Origin of the sequence: Leifsonia xyli, assembly GCA_001647635.1 — a bacterium.
Lineage (GTDB): Bacteria > Actinomycetota > Actinomycetes > Actinomycetales > Microbacteriaceae > Leifsonia > Leifsonia xyli_A.
This window is the reverse complement of record CP014761.1, coordinates 3,039,230-3,055,661: the sequence shown is the minus strand read 5'-3', so window position 1 is coordinate 3,055,661 and position 16,432 is coordinate 3,039,230. Positions and strand designations below refer to the sequence as shown.

Sequence of the window (16,432 nt, the reverse complement as noted above, 5' to 3'; positions counted from 1 at the left end):
GCGCGCTCCCCCGGCGGCGTCGGTCCGCGTCAAGCGTGATCCGTCGTCCGACAGGCAAACCATACACACCTTCGCCGCTCATCCGCCTAATCGAGCCCACGTCGTTCGCCGTGGGCGCAGTTCTTCCTTCACCGACGGGCGGCCGCCCGGAGACGCCCGGACCCCTTTCCGACGCCCGGTCCGGGGAGGATGATGTCAGCATGGCAACGACAATGACGTACACCGCCAAACTGATCGATGGCCCCCTCGAGGGCAAGACCATCTCGACCGGCTTCCTGGACTCCGGAGATGCCCGCCCCCGTCTGGAGATCTCGGCGCCTGCCGGCTCGAAGCACTACCTCTACGTCCGCGCCTCCGGCACCGAGCTGGAGTACGCGTCTGACGACGGCCACGGCCGCCAGCCGACCGCGGTCTCGTACCGCTATCTGGAGACCGTCTTCGACTGACCCGCCCGCCGCGGTCACCGCGCGTCCGGCGGTCCGGCGCGCGCGGATGCCGTGGCGCGCCACACCAGGTACGGGGTCGTCGCAGTGACACTGACGACCGTCTCCGCTTGATCGCACGACGACAGCGCGGCGCCGTTGGCCTCTGCCACTCGTCCAGCCGCGTCGCACGGTACCCCGCTGACGCGCCCCGAGGCGGCATCCGCTGCGCCCAGGGCGGCGAGATCGGCCGCAGCCGCCGCGCGTGCCTGTGCGGCGCTCGCGCCGACCACGGTCAGGGCCCCGCCGGCAACCGTCACCATGGCACAGACCATCCCCAGCGCGAGCACCGAGCCGGAGCCGGTGTCGTCCCGCCAGCTGGGCCTCACGGTGTAACGCTCTCGTCGAGCGCGCACGCCCGGGCGCTCAGCCGGATCCCGAGCCGGCTCAGCGCCGCGTCGTCCGACGCCGTCGACCTGACGCATACGACTCCTCCTTCGCGTTCGATTCCGAAATCGGCACCGGCCGGCGCTCCGGCTCCTCCCACGACATCTCCCCGCCCCGCCTGTCGGGCGGCGACCGCCGCGCTTCCGGCGAGTGCGCCGTACTGAGCCGCCCCGCAGATGCCGCCGACGCACACCGCGAGGCACCCCAGCACGGCTGGAAGCGCGACGGCGAACTCCGCGCTGACGCTTCCACGGTCACCCTCCGGCCAGTGCACGGTGCACAAGGTCGGAGAGGATCGCCTTGACCTCGTCGCCTTTCAGGAGCGCGACGAGGACGCCGGCGAAGCCGACAGCCGCCAGGATCGTGATGGCGTACTCGGCCGTGGCCGCCCCGCGGTCTCCCCTCAGCCGGGCCGCCATCCGCCGCCCTGAGCGTCGCAAGCATGCGGTCGTGTGTTCCATGTCGATTCCTTTCCGTCGTGTGATTCCATCCTTCGCAACGGCTTCCGCGGCCGGAGGTCGAAGCTGGAATCTGTGGAGAACTCATGCAAGGCCCGCGGTTGTGGACGACAACAGCGACAGCACCAGGGGCGCCACCGCGAGCAGGAGGAAGCTCGGCAGCACACAGACACCGAGCGGCACCATGAGCTGCACGCCGAGCGTCGCGGCGGACTGCCGCGCCTCGGCACGCGCCGCCCGGCGCTGCTGGCGCGCCGACGCGGTGAGGAGCTCGGCGGCGGGCGCGCCGGCCGACGCAGCGAGGTCGAGGATGCCGCGGACCGAACCGTCGTCGAGCGCCGGCAGCCCGGACTCGCCGGCCGCTCGGTGAGCGGCCTCGAGCGCCGACGCGGCGGACGAACCGCCCGCGAGCGAGACAGCGACCAGCTCCTCGGCGAGACCGGGAATGGCCCGCCGCGCGCGGTTGCGGCGCAACAGGGCCCGCATCCACCATCGGCCGGCGAGCATGAGCGCCAGTCCGAGCGCGACGGCCACGGCGCCGGCGGTCGAGGTCACTGCACCGACGATGTCCGCTCCGAGCGCGAGGGACAGCAGGGCGCCGACAGCGGGCAGCCAGGACACCAGCCGCGCAGTGGCGCGCGGGCCGCTGAGCGCCACCTCGGCCTCCCGATCCGCTTCGGCCACGTCCCGGACCGTCTCCGCGATCGCACGCAGGCTCTGCCCGAGGGGTGAGCCCGCCCGCTCCGCGACCAGCCAGGCCGCGGCGACGGCCCGGAGGTCGTCGGTCGTCGCCACCTCGCGCACCGCCTGGGCGCAGGAGGTCCGCGACGCCAGAGCGCCCACAACTCCGCGCGCGATCCGGTCTTCGCCCTGGGAGGCCACGGCGCCCCACGCCGATCGCGGACTCAGCCCCGCATCCAGCAGCACCGCCAACGACTCGGTCAGAGCGGCGGTGCCGTCGGCGGCCTCACCCGCCTTCGGCCGGCTCACGACGTATCCCCGTGCTCCACGCGCCCGATCGCCAGCCGTCCATCCGGAGCGACGCGCAACCTCCCGAACCCGCCCACCCGCCGCACGGGGCCGTCGCGCTCGAGGTGCACCACCAGCCCGATCGCGCTCACCGCCTGCCGCGCGAGCGCGCGGTCGTCGAGACCGGCGAGCGCGCCGAGCGCCTCCAGCCGGGCCGGGACGTCGTCGAGCGAATTGGCGTGCAGGGTTCCCGCGCCCCCGTCGTGCCCGGTGTTGAGGGCGCCGAGCAGGTCGCGCACCTCCTCGCCACGGCACTCACCGAGGACCAGCCGGTCGGGACGCATCCGGAGCGCCTCGCGCACCAGACGGCGCAGGTCGACGCCGCCGGCGCCTTCCAGGTTGGGCTGCCGCGTCTCGAGCCCGACCACGTGCGGGTGCGGGATGCGGAGCTCCGCGACATCCTCGATCACGACGATCCGCTCGTGCGCCGGCGCGGTCGCGAGGAGGGCGGCCAGCAGGGTGGTCTTCCCGGCCCCGCCCGCGCCGGTGATCAGCAGGTTGGTCCGGGCACGGACCGCGCGCAGCAGCCGGTCGCCGTCGGGTGGGCGCATCCCTCCGGCGGCGACGAGTTCGTCGAGGGTCGGTTGAGCGCGCGGTGGCACCCGGATGGACAGCAGGGCTCCGCCGGTCGAGATCGGCGGGAGGACGGCATGGACGCGCACTCCCCGCGCAGGCGGACATCGACGAACGGAGTCGCCTCGTCGATGTGACGCCCGCCCGCGGCGATCAGGCGGATCGCGAGCGATCGGGCCTCACCGGCGTCGGCGCACCAGCCGTCCTCGCGCCGGAGCCCGTGCGGAGGACCGTCCGACCACAGCTCACCGGTTCCCGTCACGAACAGATCGGTGACGCCTGGTCTCAGGAGGTACGGCGTGAGCCGCCCGAAAGTCCGCCAGAGCCCGGGCTCGTCGGAGGGGGCAGAGGTCGCTGGTGCATCGGTCATAGGACGACGCTAGAAAGCGCGACCGCTCAGATGAGCACGTGCATCGAGATCCGTGGATAACGCGAGAAGCGCCCCCGCTGTGCACAACTCAGGCGTCAGCCGGTTAAAAAAGGGGGGCCGCACCTATTGGGGGGAACAGGTGCGGCCACTGCGGCGCAGGATTGGGGGGAATCGATTGCGCCGCACGCACGAATTTACATTCGGCCGGGGACCAGTTTACGCAGATTCGATGCAAACGCAAGTCTCCTGGGGCCGCCTCCCCGGCAGGTTGTAGAGTCAGGCATTGTCGCGCCACGACCCGTATCGACCGCATCGCAAAGGAGCGAAAAGACTCCCCATGAGCAACACAATCGACAACCTGCTCCACGAGGCACGCCGGTTCCCGCCGAGCGACGACTTCGTCGCGAACGCTGTCGCGAACGCCGAGCTGTACGAGCGCGCCGCCGCCGACCGCCTGGGTTTCTGGGCGGACCAGTCGCGCGACCTGCTCCACTGGCACACGCCGTTCACGCGCACGCTCGACTGGAGCGAGCCTCCCTTCGCGAAGTGGTTCGACGACGGAGAGCTCAACGTGGCCTACAACTGCCTCGACCGGCACGTCCTGGCGGGCAACGGCGACCGGGTCGCGATCCATTGGGAGGGTGAGCCCGGAGACACCCGCACGCTCACCTATGCCGAGCTCACGGCTGAGGTCAAGAAGGCGGCCAACCTGCTCACCAGCCTCGGCATCCGCGCCGGCGACCGCGTCGCGATCTACCTGCCGATGATCCCGGAGGCCGTCATCGCGATGCTCGCGGTGGCGCGCCTCGGCGCCATCCACTCCGTCGTCTTCGGCGGCTTCAGCGCCGAGAGCCTGCGTTCGCGCATCGACGACGCCGAGGCGAAGCTCGTCATCACGGCCGACGGCGGCTGGCGCAAGGGCCGCGTCTTCCCGCTCAAGGACGCCGTGGATGCGGCGCTCACCGGCGAGGCGAGCACGGTCGAGCACGTGCTCGTCGTCAAGCGCGGCGAGAACGAGGTGGCCTGGACCGAGGGCCGCGACCTGTGGTGGCACGACGAGATCGCGCTCGTGGACGCCGACCACACCGCGAAGGCGTTCCCCGCCGAGCAACCGCTGTTCATCCTCTACACGTCGGGCACCACGGGCAAGCCCAAGGGCATCCTGCACACCTCCGGCGGCTACCTCACGCAGGCGGCGTTCACGCACAAGAACGTGTTCGACCTGCACCCCGAGTCCGACGTCTACTGGTGCAGCGCCGACGTCGGCTGGATCACCGGCCACACCTACGTCGTCTACGGCCCGCTCGCCAACGGCGCGACGCAGGTCCTCTACGAGGGCACGCCGGAGACGCCGCACCCGGGCCGCTGGTGGGAGCTGATCGAGAAGTACAAGGTGTCGATCTTCTACACGGCGCCCACGGCCATCCGCTCGTTCATGAAGATCGGACGCCAGCACCCGCAGCAGTTCGATCTCTCGAGCCTGCGCGTGCTCGGCTCGGTGGGAGAGCCCATCAACCCCGAGGCGTGGATGTGGTACCGCGAGGTCATCGGCGGCGACAGCACGCCGATCGTCGACACCTGGTGGCAGACGGAGACCGGCGCGATCATGATCTCGGCGCTCCCGGGCGTCACGACGCTCAAGCCGGGGAGCGCGCAGGTGCCGCTGCCGGGCATCTCGGTCGACATCCTCGACGAGGCGGGCACGCCGGTCGGCAAGGACCAGGGCGGCCTGCTGGTCGTCACGGAGCCGTGGCCGAGCATGCTGCGCGGCATCTGGGGCGATCCCGAGCGCTTCAAGGAGACGTACTGGTCGAAGTTCGGCGACAAGTACTTCGCCGGCGACGGCGCGCGCTACGACAGCGACGGCGACATCTGGCTCCTGGGCCGCGTGGACGATGTGATGAACGTCTCGGGCCACCGCCTCTCGACGGCGGAGATCGAGTCGGCGCTGGTCGCGCATCCCTTCACGGCCGAGGCCGCCGTCGTGGGTGCGAACGACGAGACCACCGGGCAGGCCGTGGTCGCCTTCGTCATCATCAAGCAGAACCAGCTCGAGAAGGCGGACGCGCTGGATGTGGCGGCGGAGCTGCGCAAGCACGTCGCCCAGCAGATCGGCGCGATCGCCCGTCCGCGCGACATCTTCATCGTGACCGAGCTGCCGAAGACGCGCTCCGGCAAGATCATGCGGCGCCTGCTGCGGGATGTGGCCGAGGGACGCGAGGTCGGCGACACGACGACGCTCGCGGACACGGCGGTGATGAGCTCGATCCAGGCGAAGCTCTCCTGAGGGGCTCTCCTGAGACGACGGAGGGGCGGTGCCGGTCGGCACCGCCCCTCCGCGCATCCGCCGTCAGTCGACGGCGAGGATGAGCTCCACCTCGACCGGCGAGTCCAGCGGCAGCACCGCGACCCCGACAGCCGAACGGGCGTGCACGCCGGCGTCGCCGAAGATCTCGCCGAGCACCTCGGAGGCGCCGTTGATCACGCCCGGCTGGCCGGTGAACGCAGGGTCCGACGCGACGAAGCCGACGACCTTCACGATCCGGCGGACGCGGTCCAGGGAGCCCAGGACGCTCTTCGCCGCGGCCAGCGCGTTGAGCGCGCAGATGCGGGCGTACTCCTTGGCGTCCGAGGCGGACACGAGCCCGTCGCCCTCGCCGACCTTCCCGGTCGCGGGCAGTGCGCCGGACACCATCGGCAGCTGGCCGGAGGTGTAGACGTGGTGGCCGTCGAGCACGGCGGGCGTGTACGCCGCGACCGGCGGGACGACCTCGGGCAGCGTGATGCCGAGCTGGGCGAGGCGGGCTTCGACGTCGGCCATCAGTCCTGCTCCTCAGCGGTCAGCGGGCGCTTGAGGTAGGCGACGAGGCCACCCTCCGGGCCGGTCACGACCTGCACGAGCTCCCATCCCTCCGACCCCCAGTTGTTCAGGATGGCGGCGGTGTTGTGGATCATCAGGGGCGTGGTCAGGTACTCCCAGCGCGTCATCGTGCTCCTAGGTAGAGGGTCTTTAACAGGTTGATCACCTACTCTGATCCTATGTCTGCGCAAAAACCACAGGCTAGAGGTGTGCTCGGTGCCGCCGGTGCCTTCATCGGCATGAGCGTCGTGGCCGGTCTTCTGGTCACCGCCGCCGTCACCCCGCGATCGCGGTCACCGGCTTGGCCGCCAACAACTCGATCGGCGTGTTCGAGGGCCTCCCGGAGTACCTGAACGTCGACCAGCTTGCCCAGCCGACCACCATCTACGCGAAGAACGGCGACCAGGATGTGCCCCTGGCGACGTTCTACTCCCAGAACCGCCTCCCGGTGTCGTTCGCCCAGATCTCCCAGGCCGCGAAGGATGCGGCGATCGCGGGTGAGGATCCGCGCTTCTACAGCCACGGCGGTGTCGACATCCAGGGCACCGTCCGCGGTGTGCTCTCGACGGTCGCCGGCGGCGGGGTGCAGGGCGGTTCCTCGATCACCCAGCAGTACGTGAAGAACGTGCTGCTGCAGAAGTGCGAAGCGCTCCCGGTGAAGACCAAGGAGCAGAAGACCAAGTACGAGCAGTGCGTCACCGACTCCACCGGCGTCTCCCCCGACCGCAAGGTCAAGGAGATGAAGTACGCGATCGGTGTGGAGAAGAAGTACACCAAGGACCAGATCCTGGTCGGGTACCTCAACATCGCCGGGTTCGGCGGGTCGGTGTACGGCATCGAGGCGGCGGCGAAGTACTACTACAACACGAGCGCGGCCGCGCTGACGCCGGCGCAGGCGGCCAGCCTGATCGCGATCGTGAACGAGCCGACCAGCCTGAAGATCGACGACCCCGAGTCGAAGACCAACGGCGCGGCCAACGGTTACGCGAAGAACAAAGAGCGCCGCGACTACATCCTGCAGAAGATGTACCAGTACAAGAAGCTCACCAAGGCGCAGTACGAGGAGGCGGTGAAGACGCCGATCCAGCCGGTGATCACCCGGTCGGAGCGCGGCTGCCAGACCGCGGGCGGCTCGGCGTACTTCTGCGACTACGTCCAGAAGACCATCCTCAACGACCCCGCCTTCGGCGCCGACGAGGACACCCGCGCGTCCAACCTGAACCGCGGCGGCTACAAGATCTACACCACCCTCGACCTGCAGCTGCAGCAGGTGGCCGAGGAGACCATCCAGTCGTACGTGCCGGCGACCTACGATCGCGCCGACATCGGCGGCGTGCTGACCGGTGTGCAGCCCGGCACGGGCCGCGTGCTGTACATGGCGCAGAACAAGCTGTACAGCCAGGATCCGGACGTCCTCAACGCGGACCCGCGGTACACCTCGATCAACTACTCCACCGATCAGAAGTACGGCGGGTCCGGCGGCTTCCAGGTGGGTTCGACCTACAAGGTGTTCACCCTCGCCGAGTGGCTCAAGCAGGGACACTCCCTCAGCGAGCCGGTGAACGCGAACATCCGCACCTACCGGTCGTTCAAGGACTCCTGCACGGGAGGCTGGGGCGGCACCTACACGCCGCAGAACGACTCCTCCGGTGAGACGGGCATCCGTAACGCGCAGAGCGCGACCACGCTGTCCATCAACACCGCGTTCATCAGCATGGCGAGCCAGCTCGACCTGTGCGAGATCAAGAAGGACGCCGAGGCGTTCGGTGTGCACACCGCCAAGGGCGAGGACCTGTCGACCAACCCGTCGGCCGTCCTCGGCACCAACTACATCGCGCCGCTGACGATGGCGACCGCGTTCGCCGGCATCGCCAACAACGGCCTCACCTGCACCCCGATCGCGATCGACAAGATCGTGGACGCCAACGGCAAGGACGTGAAGCCGCCCGCGAGCGCCTGCACCCAGTCGGTCGACCCGGCAGTGGCGAACACCATGGCCAAGGCGCTGATGGGACCGCTGCAGGGCGGCACCGCCGCCGGCATGAACCGGACCGGCAAGGACATGCTCGGCAAGACGGGCACCACCGAGTACAACGACCAGCTCTGGCTCGTCGCTGCCACGACCAAGGTCGCCGGCGCGTACTGGGTGGGCAACGTGCAGGGCCACGTCGACTTCCGCAAGGTCTACCCGACGCACGGCACCTCCCCCGCCAGCGCCCGTGTCGCCGTCATGCGCACCATGATGAGCGCCGCGGTCGGCAAGTACGGCGGCGACGACTTCCCGGAGCCGCCGAGCAAGCTGACGCGCGGTGTCCAGGTCGCCGTGCCGGACCTGACCGGCAAGACTCCGGATGAGGCGAAGTCGATCCTCACGGGTCTCGGCCTCGACTCGGCTGACGGCGGTCCGCAGGACTCGGTCGCACCGGCCGGCACGGTCGCCTCGACGGATCCGCCCGCCGGCACCCAGGTGCCCAAGGGGACGGCGATCACGATCTTCACGAGCAACGGCGCGCTCGTCGCCGTGCCGAACGTGGTCGGGAAGAAGTTCTCCGAGGCGCAGGCGGCGCTGACCGCGGCGGGCTTCAAGGTGAAAGCCCAGGGCGGCAACAACCCGGACGCGATCGTGCAGGCTCAGGATCCCGCCGGTGGAGCTCCCGCCAAGCCGGGGACGCAGGTGACCGTCGCGCTCGCGGCGGCCTCCGCCCCGCCGACACCGGGCTCCAACGGCTAGTGGCGCGCAGAGCTCTGCGTTCGGCGGCGTCCGCGCTCGGCCTCCTGGCCGGCGCGGGCGCCGCGGCGTTCGCCTACGGTTCGCTGGTGGAGCGCAAGGCCTTTACGCTGCGCGAGGTCAGCGTCCCGGTGCTTCCGGCCGGCGCCGAACCGATCCGCGTCCTGCACCTGTCCGACATGCACATGGCGCCGTGGCAGCGGGACAAGCAGGAGTGGGTGCGCTCGCTGGCGCGCTTCCGGCCCGACCTGATCGTCGAGACCGGGGATGTGCTGGGCCACGCGCGCGGGATCGACGGCGTGCGTGCGGCGTACCAGGACTTCCGCGGCATCCCGGGCGTCTTCGTCCACGGCTCGAACGACTACTTCGGCCCGCAGCTCAAGAACCCCTTGAAGTATCTGGTCGGCCCGTCGAAGAAGAAGGGCTCGAGCGCCCCGCGCCTCGACACGGCCGCGCTGACCGCGTTCTTCACCGACCTCGGCTGGACCGACCTCGACAACCGGGCGGCCGGGCTCGAGGTCCGGGGGACGCACCTGGAGTTCTTCGGTGTGGACGACCCGCACATCCGGTTCGACCGGGTCGAGTCGATCCCGGGCGCGCTGGACGAGCTGCGCGAGGACGACCCGTTCTCCGACGACGACACCTGGCCGGACGGCGGGCCGCGGAAGGAACGCCAGGCGGTCACCATCGGCGTCGTGCACGCCCCGTACCGCCGGGTCCTGGACGCGTTCGTCACGTATGGCGCCTCGATGATCTTCGCCGGGCACACGCACGGCGGCCAGGTCTGCGTCCCGGGCTTCGGCGCGCTGGTCACGAACTGCGACATCCCGCGCGCCCAGGCGAAGGGCCTGAGCGTCTGGCGGCACGCGTTCCGCTCGGCCTACCTGAACGTGTCCGCCGGTCTCGGCACGTCGATCTACGCGCCGGTGCGCTTCGCGTGCCGCCCGGAGGCGACCTTGGTCACGCTGACCGCCGCCGTCTGAGCCCGGCCCGTGGTCATGAGCACTCCCGCGCTCGTGTATCCTGGATGAGGCCTTCGGGGTGTGGCGCAGCTTGGTAGCGCGCTTCGTTCGGGACGAAGAGGCCGCAGGTTCAAATCCTGTCACCCCGACCACTGAGAAGGGCCGGAGCACTCGTGCTCCGGCCCTTCTTGTTTGCTTCGCTCAGAACGCGTCCGGCCGCGCGAACTCCCGCTGCGCGATGGTCGCCTGCGGGTCGATGTTCGCCCGGATGAGCGGCAGGGTCCGCGACACCGCGGTGTCGATGCGCTCGCGCAGGTCCTCCGAGCGGATCGCATAGTCGGCGAAGTCGCTCTCGCTGGCGTAGATGCCGAGCGGCACCGTGAGCGACTGGAAGAACCCGAACAGCGGGCGCATCTGGTGCTCCACGAGCAGCGCGTGCCGGTCGCTGCCGCCGGTCGCCGTCAGCACCACCGGCTTGTCGATGAGCGCGTACTGGCCGATGTGGTCGAAGAACAGCTTGAACAGTCCCGTGTACGTGGCGCGGTAGGCCGGGGAGCCGACGACGAGGATGTCCGCGTTCTCGACGGCCTCCAGCGCCTCCGTGACGATGGGGCTGAGGCTGTTGCGGAACGGGCCGGCGCCGAGCTCCGGCAGGAGCGGCGCGAGCTGGATGGTGCGGTGGACGCCGCCCGCCGCCTCCGCGTACGCGCGGGCGACCTCGTCCACCAGCACGGTGGTTCGGGACGGGTGGGTGGGGCTTCCGCTCACTCCGACCACGGTCAGTGGATGCGACATGGGTACCGCCTTCGCGTTGGTTCCGGGATGTGCGCCCACGGTACCCGGGCGTAACGGCGACCGCACTGGTCGCCGTCACGGTCCGTCATGCGGCGGGGTACAGCTCCCGGACGATCTCGAGCGAGCGGATGCGGCCCTCCACGCTCGCGGCGCCGGACGAGATCATCAGCTCGTCGGCCTGCGTCGACGCGAGCAGCGCGTCCAGACGGGCCTTCACCTCGTCCGGCGTGCCGATCGCCTGGCGGGCGTTGCGGGACGCGATGAACTCCTCCTCGAGCGGGGTGAACTCGTACGCCAGGGCCTCCTCGATGCTGACCGGCTCGGGCTTGAGGCCGCGGCGCATGCGCAGGAACGACAGCTGTCCGGGCAGCGACTGCGCCCGCACGATCTCCGGGTCCTCGTCGGAGACGACGTTCACGGCGATCATCGTGTGCGGCTCGCTGAGGATGTCGCTGGGCTCGAACTTCGAACGGTACAGGTCGAGGGCCGCCTCGGTGTTCTCGCCCGCGAAATGGTGGGCGAAGGCGAACGGCAGCCCGAGGGCGGCCGCGACCTGAGCGCTGTAGCCGCTGGAGCCGAGCAGCCACACCTGGGGCGCGTCGCCGAGTCCGGGGACGGCGGTGATGCCGTGCAGGGGGTTGGCGTCGCTCATCCCGCCGTAGAAGAAGCCGAACAGGTCGAGCAGCTGCTGCGGAAAGTCCTCGACGCCGAGGCCCTCGGTGCTGCGGCGGAGGGCCATGGCCGTGGCGCCGTCGGTGCCCGGCGCGCGGCCGATCCCGAGGTCGATGCGGTCGCCGTAGAGGGCGTGGAGGGTGCCGAACTGCTCGGCGACCACGAGCGGAGCGTGGTTGGGCAGCATGACGCCGCCGCTGCCGACGCGGATGCGCTCCGTGGCGGCGGCGACGCCGGCGATGAGGACGGCGGGGGCGCTGGATGCGATGGCCGGCATCCCGTGGTGCTCGGCGACCCAGAACCGGCCGTAGCCGAGGCGCTCCGCCTCCTGCGCGAGCCGGACGGTGCCGGCGACGGCGTCGGCGTTGGTGCCTCCGGCGGGACGGCTGGCGAGGTCGAGGACGTTGAGGGGGATGCTGGTACTCACCCCATCCCCAACGCAGGTCCGTAGACGGCGATTCCCGGCCGGACCTCGATGGTCCGGCCGGGAATCGTCTCGGGTGGTGCTTGGGGGTGTCAGGACGTGGTCTTGACCTTGCGCACCCAGGCCACGATCGCCAGGGCGATCAGGCCGAGGATGACGAGCGAGCCGCCCATCCAAGCCGCCCAGGAGGCGACGACGGACCCGGTGTGGGCGAGTCCTCCGCTGCTGCTGCCCGGGTCGACGACCGTGCTGGCGCTGTCGGCCGGCAGGATGGTCAGGGTCGCGGGGCACTCGTGTCCGCTGGTCTGGCCGACGCCGACGAAGCTGTAGGTGCCCGTGGCCGAGGCCGGGACGCTCACCGTCAGCACGTCGCTGCCGTCCGCGTTGGAGTGCTTGACGAAGGCGAGGCTGCTCTTCGCCGTGCTGAACGAGGCCAGCTTGAACGCCGAGCCGGACTCTCCGGTCACCGTCCAGGTGATGGCCTCGCCGGGCGTCCACGTGCCCGGGACGCAGATGAGGGTGGCTGTGCCACCGGCGGTCGCGACGCTCGCATCGAACGCGCATTCCGCGCCTTTGGTGTAGGGGACGGCATTCGCCGCCGCAGGCGCCGCAAGCAGCAGCCCCGCGGTCACAGCGATAGCCGCCACGATCTTCTTGAACATCGGCCCGCCTTTCAGTTTCGGGGCCCGGCTCACGTCGGGTTTAGTTGAGTTATTCTCACTTTACGACCCGGGAGCACTGCACATCAATGGTCGAGACGGCGTTTTGTGCCCCCACATCGGGGGTCGTCCCGTCTCCCGGAAGCGTCGGAGTGCTCACGACGCTCAGCTGTGCCGCCGTCTGGCCGGCGGCGAGGAACTGCACCTGCACGGTCTTCGACTCCCCTGGGGCCAACTCGACCGTGAACAGACTCACCGGCCTTCCGCCGTCCACACCTGCGACGGTCGGATAGTTGCCGCCGTCGCTCTGGGTCGCGGCGAGGAACCCCTGGAGGGGACCGTAGACGGCCACCCGCGTCTTGATGTGCCCCGGGGTGACGCCGTACGTCCCTCCCCCGGTCACGAACTTGGGGAGCGACGACCCGGCATCCTTCGGCGCCCGGTTGGTCAGTGTGACGTCCACGACGGTCGACGGCTTGCCGTCGGCCCGGCAGACCGCGGAGCCGGCGGCGATCTTGGTCCCGAGGTAGTAGTCCATCTTCGATCCGGTGGCGTCGTTGAAGTAGACGCCGATACCTGCTGTGGCGAGGTCGGACGTAGGCAGTGCGCCCGCGAGAGTGGTGGTGAGCAGCACCCGCTGGTCGGAGCTGTGGGCGCTCCAGATCAGGATGCGGTGCGCGTCACCCGCGGCGGCGAGAGCGCTCAGCAGCTTCTTGCCGTCGACGCTGCCCGCCGACAGGCGGTTGAACACGGCGCTGGCGGCGGTCGCGAAGAACTGATCCTGCTCGCTGGGCTGCTCGTACCGCGCGTACACGTCGCTGAGCAGCAGCTTCACCGCGTTCGACGATGTGAGCGTGTCGCCCGTCGGGAGCTTCACCGGTCCGGTCGCCTTCAGGATGCCGCTGAGGACCACCGGATCGACCGCGAGGACGCCGTCCACGGTCCCGCCGTGCGAGGTGGTCCACATCTTGGAGACGGTCCCCGCGGCCTGGGGGAAGTCGGGCGTGAGGTTGGCGTCCTGCAGGAAGCGGCCGACGAGCGGCCCGAACAGGCCGGTCGTGTTGAGAGGGATGTTCGCGACGTCCTGATCCCAGGGGCCGATGGAGGTGCCGGCGACCTGTTGCTCGAGAGTGACCGCGCCGTTGTCGGCGTGCACGAGCGCGACGGCGCCGATCAAGCCCCCGGTCGAGCGGAGTTCCGCGGGGTTCTGCGCCACGAGGAGGTAGTTGCGGGGGCCGCTCGCCCCGAGCATCCCGGGCAGGAGCTGCACCGCGTTCCCGAGGGCGTCGACGTCCGGCGTCGCGCGGTCCAGCACGCCGTGGAGCCGGTTGATGCCGTCGGCGACCGGGTTGGCGAGGCCGCCGGTGTCGATGCTCGCGACGCTGGTGCGGGCGGAGGCCCAGGCGGCCTGGGCTTCGGCGACCGCGGGCTGCGCCGCCATGATCGGGCCGAGGTCCATCCGGCCGTTCCGCATGGCGAGCGCGCGCAGGTCGATGGAGGAGCCGGCGCTGACGAGCGGCTTCACGACGTGAGCCGCCACGGTGTCGGATGCGGTCGCTGCCGTCTGAACGGCCGCGAGGTTGGGACCGATCCACGGGATGCCCTCCGCCGCCGCCCAGATCGGGTCGGAGGTGAGCGCGGCCGCCTCGCCGGTCTTCCGCCGCAGCTCGTCGGCCGCGCGACCCGCGCCGGGGAGGTCTCCGGCGCTGACCGCCGCCTTGACCCGGTCGGCTGCGGGAACCGCTGCATTGAGGGCCTGCTGCGCGAGGAACCCGCGGACGGCGATCCACACGACTGCGAAGAGGAGCAGCGCCGCGATGCCCACGAGGGTCCAGACGATGACGGGATGGCGCAGTCGGCGGGGTCGCCTCGCGCTCGTGGGCGCTTCAGCGGTGGGACGCGGGGCGCGTCCGGCTCGGTCAGACCTGTCGCCATACGACAAATCTAACAAATCCTCACTTTTTTCGCGGCCCCCAAATCGGACGAGCCGCCGGATCAGCGGCCCAGCCCCCGATATGCCCAGCCTGCGGCGCGCCACGACGCCGGGTCGAGCGCGTTGCGGCCGTCGATGACCGTCCGGTGGGCGACGAGCTCGCCGAGCGCCGCCGGGTCGAGCCCGGTGAACTCGGGCCACTCGGTGATGAGCAGCACGACGTCCGCATCCCGGACCGCCTCCTCGGCGGAGTCGGCGAACCGCAGCTGCGGCGCCCGGCGCTTCGCGTTCCCGACGGCCTGCGGGTCGGTCGCGGTGACGATCGCACCGGCGTCGGCGAGCCGCATGGCGATCTCGAGCGCCGGCGAGTCGCGGATGTCGTCGGAGTGGGGCTTGAAGGCCAGCCCGAGGACGCCGACCCGCACACCGGCCAGGCCGCCCGCCTCCTCACGGACCATCTCGACGACGCGGGTGCGGCGCCGCAGATTGATCTTGTCGACCTCGTCCAGGAACTGCACGGCCTCGCCGCGGCCGAGCTCGCGAGCCCGCGCACTGAAGGCGCGGATGTCCTTCGGGAGGCAGCCGCCGCCGAAGCCGACGCCGGCGTTGAGGAAGCGGCGGCCGATGCGGGCGTCGTGACCGATCGCATCCGCGAGCTTGGTCACGTCCGCGCCGGTCACCTCCGCGATCTCGGCCATGGCGTTGATGAAGGAGATCTTGGTCGCGAGGAAGGCGTTGGCGGAGACCTTGACCAGCTCGGCGGTCGCATAGTCGGTGACGATGACCGGCGTGCCCGCGGCGACGGCGGACGCGTAGACCTCGTCCAGCAGGCCCGCGGCCCGCTCGCCGGCCTCGCCGTCAGGGACGCCGTAGACCAGGCGGTCGGGGCTCACCGTGTCCTTCACGGCGAAGCCCTCCCGGAGGAACTCGGGGTTCCACGCGAGGGTCGCGCCGGGCTGCCGCTCGGCCACGAGGGCGGCCAGCCGGGCGGCCGTGCCGACCGGGACCGTGCTCTTGCCGACGATCAGGTCGCCGTCCTTCACATGGTCGAGAATCGAGGCGAAGGCGGCGTCGACGAAGCGCATGTCCGCGGCGTCGCCGTCGGCGACCTGCGGGGTGCCGACGGCCACGAAGTGCACGTCGGCGTCCGCCGCGGCGGCGAAGTCGGTGGTGAACCGCAACCGGCCGGACGCGCCGGCCGACTCCAGCACCTCGGGAAGCCCGGGCTCGAAGAACGGCGCGCGACCGGCCGACAGGGAGGCGATCTTCGCCTCATCCACGTCGATGCCGACCACGTCGTGGCCCAGGTGCGCCATCGATGCGGCGTGCACAGCGCCCAGGTAGCCGCAGCCGATCACGGAGATTCTCATCGTGCAAGTTCCTTCGGGTGGAGGACCGGCTCAGGTGAAGTCCGGGTCCGGCTCGTCGACGTACGCAGGCACCGCATCCACGGGCCAGTGCCGGCGGCCGTTGTTGAGCACGCCGCGGCTCTCCTGAAGGTAACAGTTCCCGCACAACGACTCGTAGGAGACGGACGCGCCGTCGATCGCGACCTGGTCCCCGTCGAAGACGAAGACGCCGTCGATCTTGCGCGCGTTGAAGATCGCCTTCCGTCCGCAGCGGCAGATCGTCTTCAGCTCCTCGAGGCTGTGCGCGACCTCGAGCAGGCGGCGGCTGCCGGGGAACGCGACCGTCTGGAAGTCGGTGCGGATGCCGTAGGCCAGCACCGGGATCCCGTCGAGAAGCGCGATGCGCAGGAGGTCGTCGACCTGCGCCTCGGTCAGGAACTGCGCCTCGTCCACGAGCAGCGCGCTGACATCGGTGTCGAAGCGCTTGATCGTGCGCTCGCGGTGCCGCTGGAAGGCGCCGTACGCGTCGGTGTCGGGGGTGATGAGGAAGTCCACCTCGCGCGTCACGCCGAGGCGAGACAGGATGCCGAGGTCTCCTTTGGTGTCGATGGACGGCTTGGCGAGCAGCACGCGGTGGCCGCGCTCCTCGTAGTTGTAAGCGGCCTGAAGCATGGCCGTGCTCTTGCCGCTGTTCATCGCGCCATAGCGGAAATACAGTTTTGCCACGCACCGATCCTATGCGTGACCGGCT

At 70.4% G+C, this 16,432-nt stretch carries 13 protein-coding genes, 1 tRNA gene and 3 pseudogenes; 5 read left to right on the top strand and 12 right to left on the bottom strand.

The window, feature by feature from the left end; genetic code table 11:
• Window positions 1-200: 200 nt before the first annotated feature.
• Window positions 201-446, top strand: a complete 246-nt coding sequence (locus A0130_15020) for a hypothetical protein (protein ID ANF32793.1) — start codon at window positions 201-203, stop codon at window positions 444-446.
• A 14-nt stretch (window positions 447-460) separates the two neighbouring features.
• Here A0130_15020 and A0130_15015 read toward each other — a convergent pair whose 3' ends face one another.
• From A0130_15015 to A0130_14995, 5 genes and pseudogenes are all read right to left on the bottom strand, one after another.
• The gene (locus A0130_15015; GenBank protein ANF33479.1) at window positions 461-772 is read right to left on the bottom strand and encodes a hypothetical protein; all 312 of its coding nucleotides are present in this window, start codon (window positions 770-772) and stop codon (window positions 461-463) included.
• 35 nt (window positions 773-807) lie between these two features.
• A complete protein-coding gene (locus A0130_15010) occupies window positions 808-1,152 on the bottom strand; it encodes a hypothetical protein (GenBank protein ID ANF32792.1) in 345 nt (114 codons plus the stop codon).
• Entirely contained in the window at window positions 1,124-1,354 is a 231-nt protein-coding gene (locus A0130_15005) for a hypothetical protein (protein ID ANF32791.1), read from the bottom strand. Before A0130_15005 ends, A0130_15010 begins: the two co-directional genes overlap by 29 nt.
• A 57-nt stretch (window positions 1,355-1,411) precedes the next feature.
• The gene (locus A0130_15000) at window positions 1,412-2,254 is read right to left on the bottom strand and encodes a hypothetical protein (GenBank protein ANF33478.1); all 843 of its coding nucleotides are present in this window, start codon (window positions 2,252-2,254) and stop codon (window positions 1,412-1,414) included.
• Window positions 2,255-2,313: 59 nt separating this feature from the next.
• Window positions 2,314-3,299 (bottom strand): annotated as a pseudogene (locus A0130_14995) (type II/type IV pathway secretion protein).
• 337 nt (window positions 3,300-3,636) lie between these two features.
• On the opposite strand from A0130_14995, the gene A0130_14990 reads away from it, so the two are divergent.
• Window positions 3,637-5,586, top strand: a complete 1,950-nt coding sequence (locus A0130_14990; protein ID ANF32790.1) for an acetyl-coenzyme A synthetase — start codon at window positions 3,637-3,639, stop codon at window positions 5,584-5,586.
• Window positions 5,587-5,649: 63 nt separating this feature from the next.
• On the opposite strand, the gene A0130_14985 is transcribed toward A0130_14990, so the two are convergent.
• A complete protein-coding gene (locus tag A0130_14985) occupies window positions 5,650-6,120 on the bottom strand; it encodes a LysR family transcriptional regulator (GenBank protein ANF32789.1) in 471 nt (156 codons plus the stop codon).
• A 248-nt stretch (window positions 6,121-6,368) separates the two neighbouring features.
• Here A0130_14985 and A0130_14980 point away from each other — a divergent pair.
• The 3 genes and pseudogenes from A0130_14980 to A0130_14970 all read left to right on the top strand — a co-directional run bounded on the left by A0130_14980 (window position 6,369) and on the right by A0130_14970 (window position 10,001).
• Window positions 6,369-8,890, top strand: a pseudogene (locus tag A0130_14980) (penicillin-binding protein).
• Window positions 8,890-9,870: a metallophosphatase gene (locus A0130_14975; protein ID ANF32788.1), complete on the top strand. Its 981-nt coding sequence runs from the start codon at window positions 8,890-8,892 to the stop codon at window positions 9,868-9,870. Before A0130_14980 ends, A0130_14975 begins: the two are co-directional and overlap by 1 nt.
• 54 nt (window positions 9,871-9,924) lie before the next feature.
• Window positions 9,925-10,001, top strand: a tRNA-Pro gene (locus A0130_14970).
• A gap of 49 nt (window positions 10,002-10,050) precedes the next feature.
• On the opposite strand, the gene A0130_14965 is transcribed toward A0130_14970, so the two are convergent.
• The 6 genes and pseudogenes from A0130_14965 to A0130_14940 all read right to left on the bottom strand — a co-directional run bounded on the left by A0130_14965 (window position 10,051) and on the right by A0130_14940 (window position 16,407).
• Window positions 10,051-10,644 carry an FMN reductase gene (locus A0130_14965; GenBank protein ANF32787.1) on the bottom strand — a complete coding sequence of 198 codons (594 nt, stop codon included), beginning with the start codon at window positions 10,642-10,644 and terminating at the stop codon, window positions 10,051-10,053.
• An 85-nt stretch (window positions 10,645-10,729) separates the two neighbouring features.
• Window positions 10,730-11,743 carry an alkanal monooxygenase gene (locus tag A0130_14960; protein ID ANF32786.1) on the bottom strand — a complete coding sequence of 338 codons (1,014 nt, stop codon included), beginning with the start codon at window positions 11,741-11,743 and terminating at the stop codon, window positions 10,730-10,732.
• A gap of 89 nt (window positions 11,744-11,832) precedes the next feature.
• A complete protein-coding gene (locus tag A0130_14955; protein ID ANF32785.1) occupies window positions 11,833-12,402 on the bottom strand; it encodes a hypothetical protein in 570 nt (189 codons plus the stop codon).
• 55 nt (window positions 12,403-12,457) lie between these two features.
• Window positions 12,458-14,334, bottom strand: a pseudogene (locus tag A0130_14950) (hypothetical protein).
• A gap of 60 nt (window positions 14,335-14,394) precedes the next feature.
• Complete coding sequence (locus A0130_14945; GenBank protein ID ANF32784.1) at window positions 14,395-15,702, bottom strand: UDP-glucose 6-dehydrogenase; 1,308 nt, start codon at window positions 15,700-15,702, stop codon at window positions 14,395-14,397.
• Between the two features lie 30 nt (window positions 15,703-15,732).
• On the bottom strand, window positions 15,733-16,407 hold the full coding sequence (locus A0130_14940; GenBank protein ANF32783.1) for a thymidine kinase: 675 nt from the start codon (window positions 16,405-16,407) through the stop codon (window positions 15,733-15,735).
• Window positions 16,408-16,432: the final 25 nt, after the last annotated feature.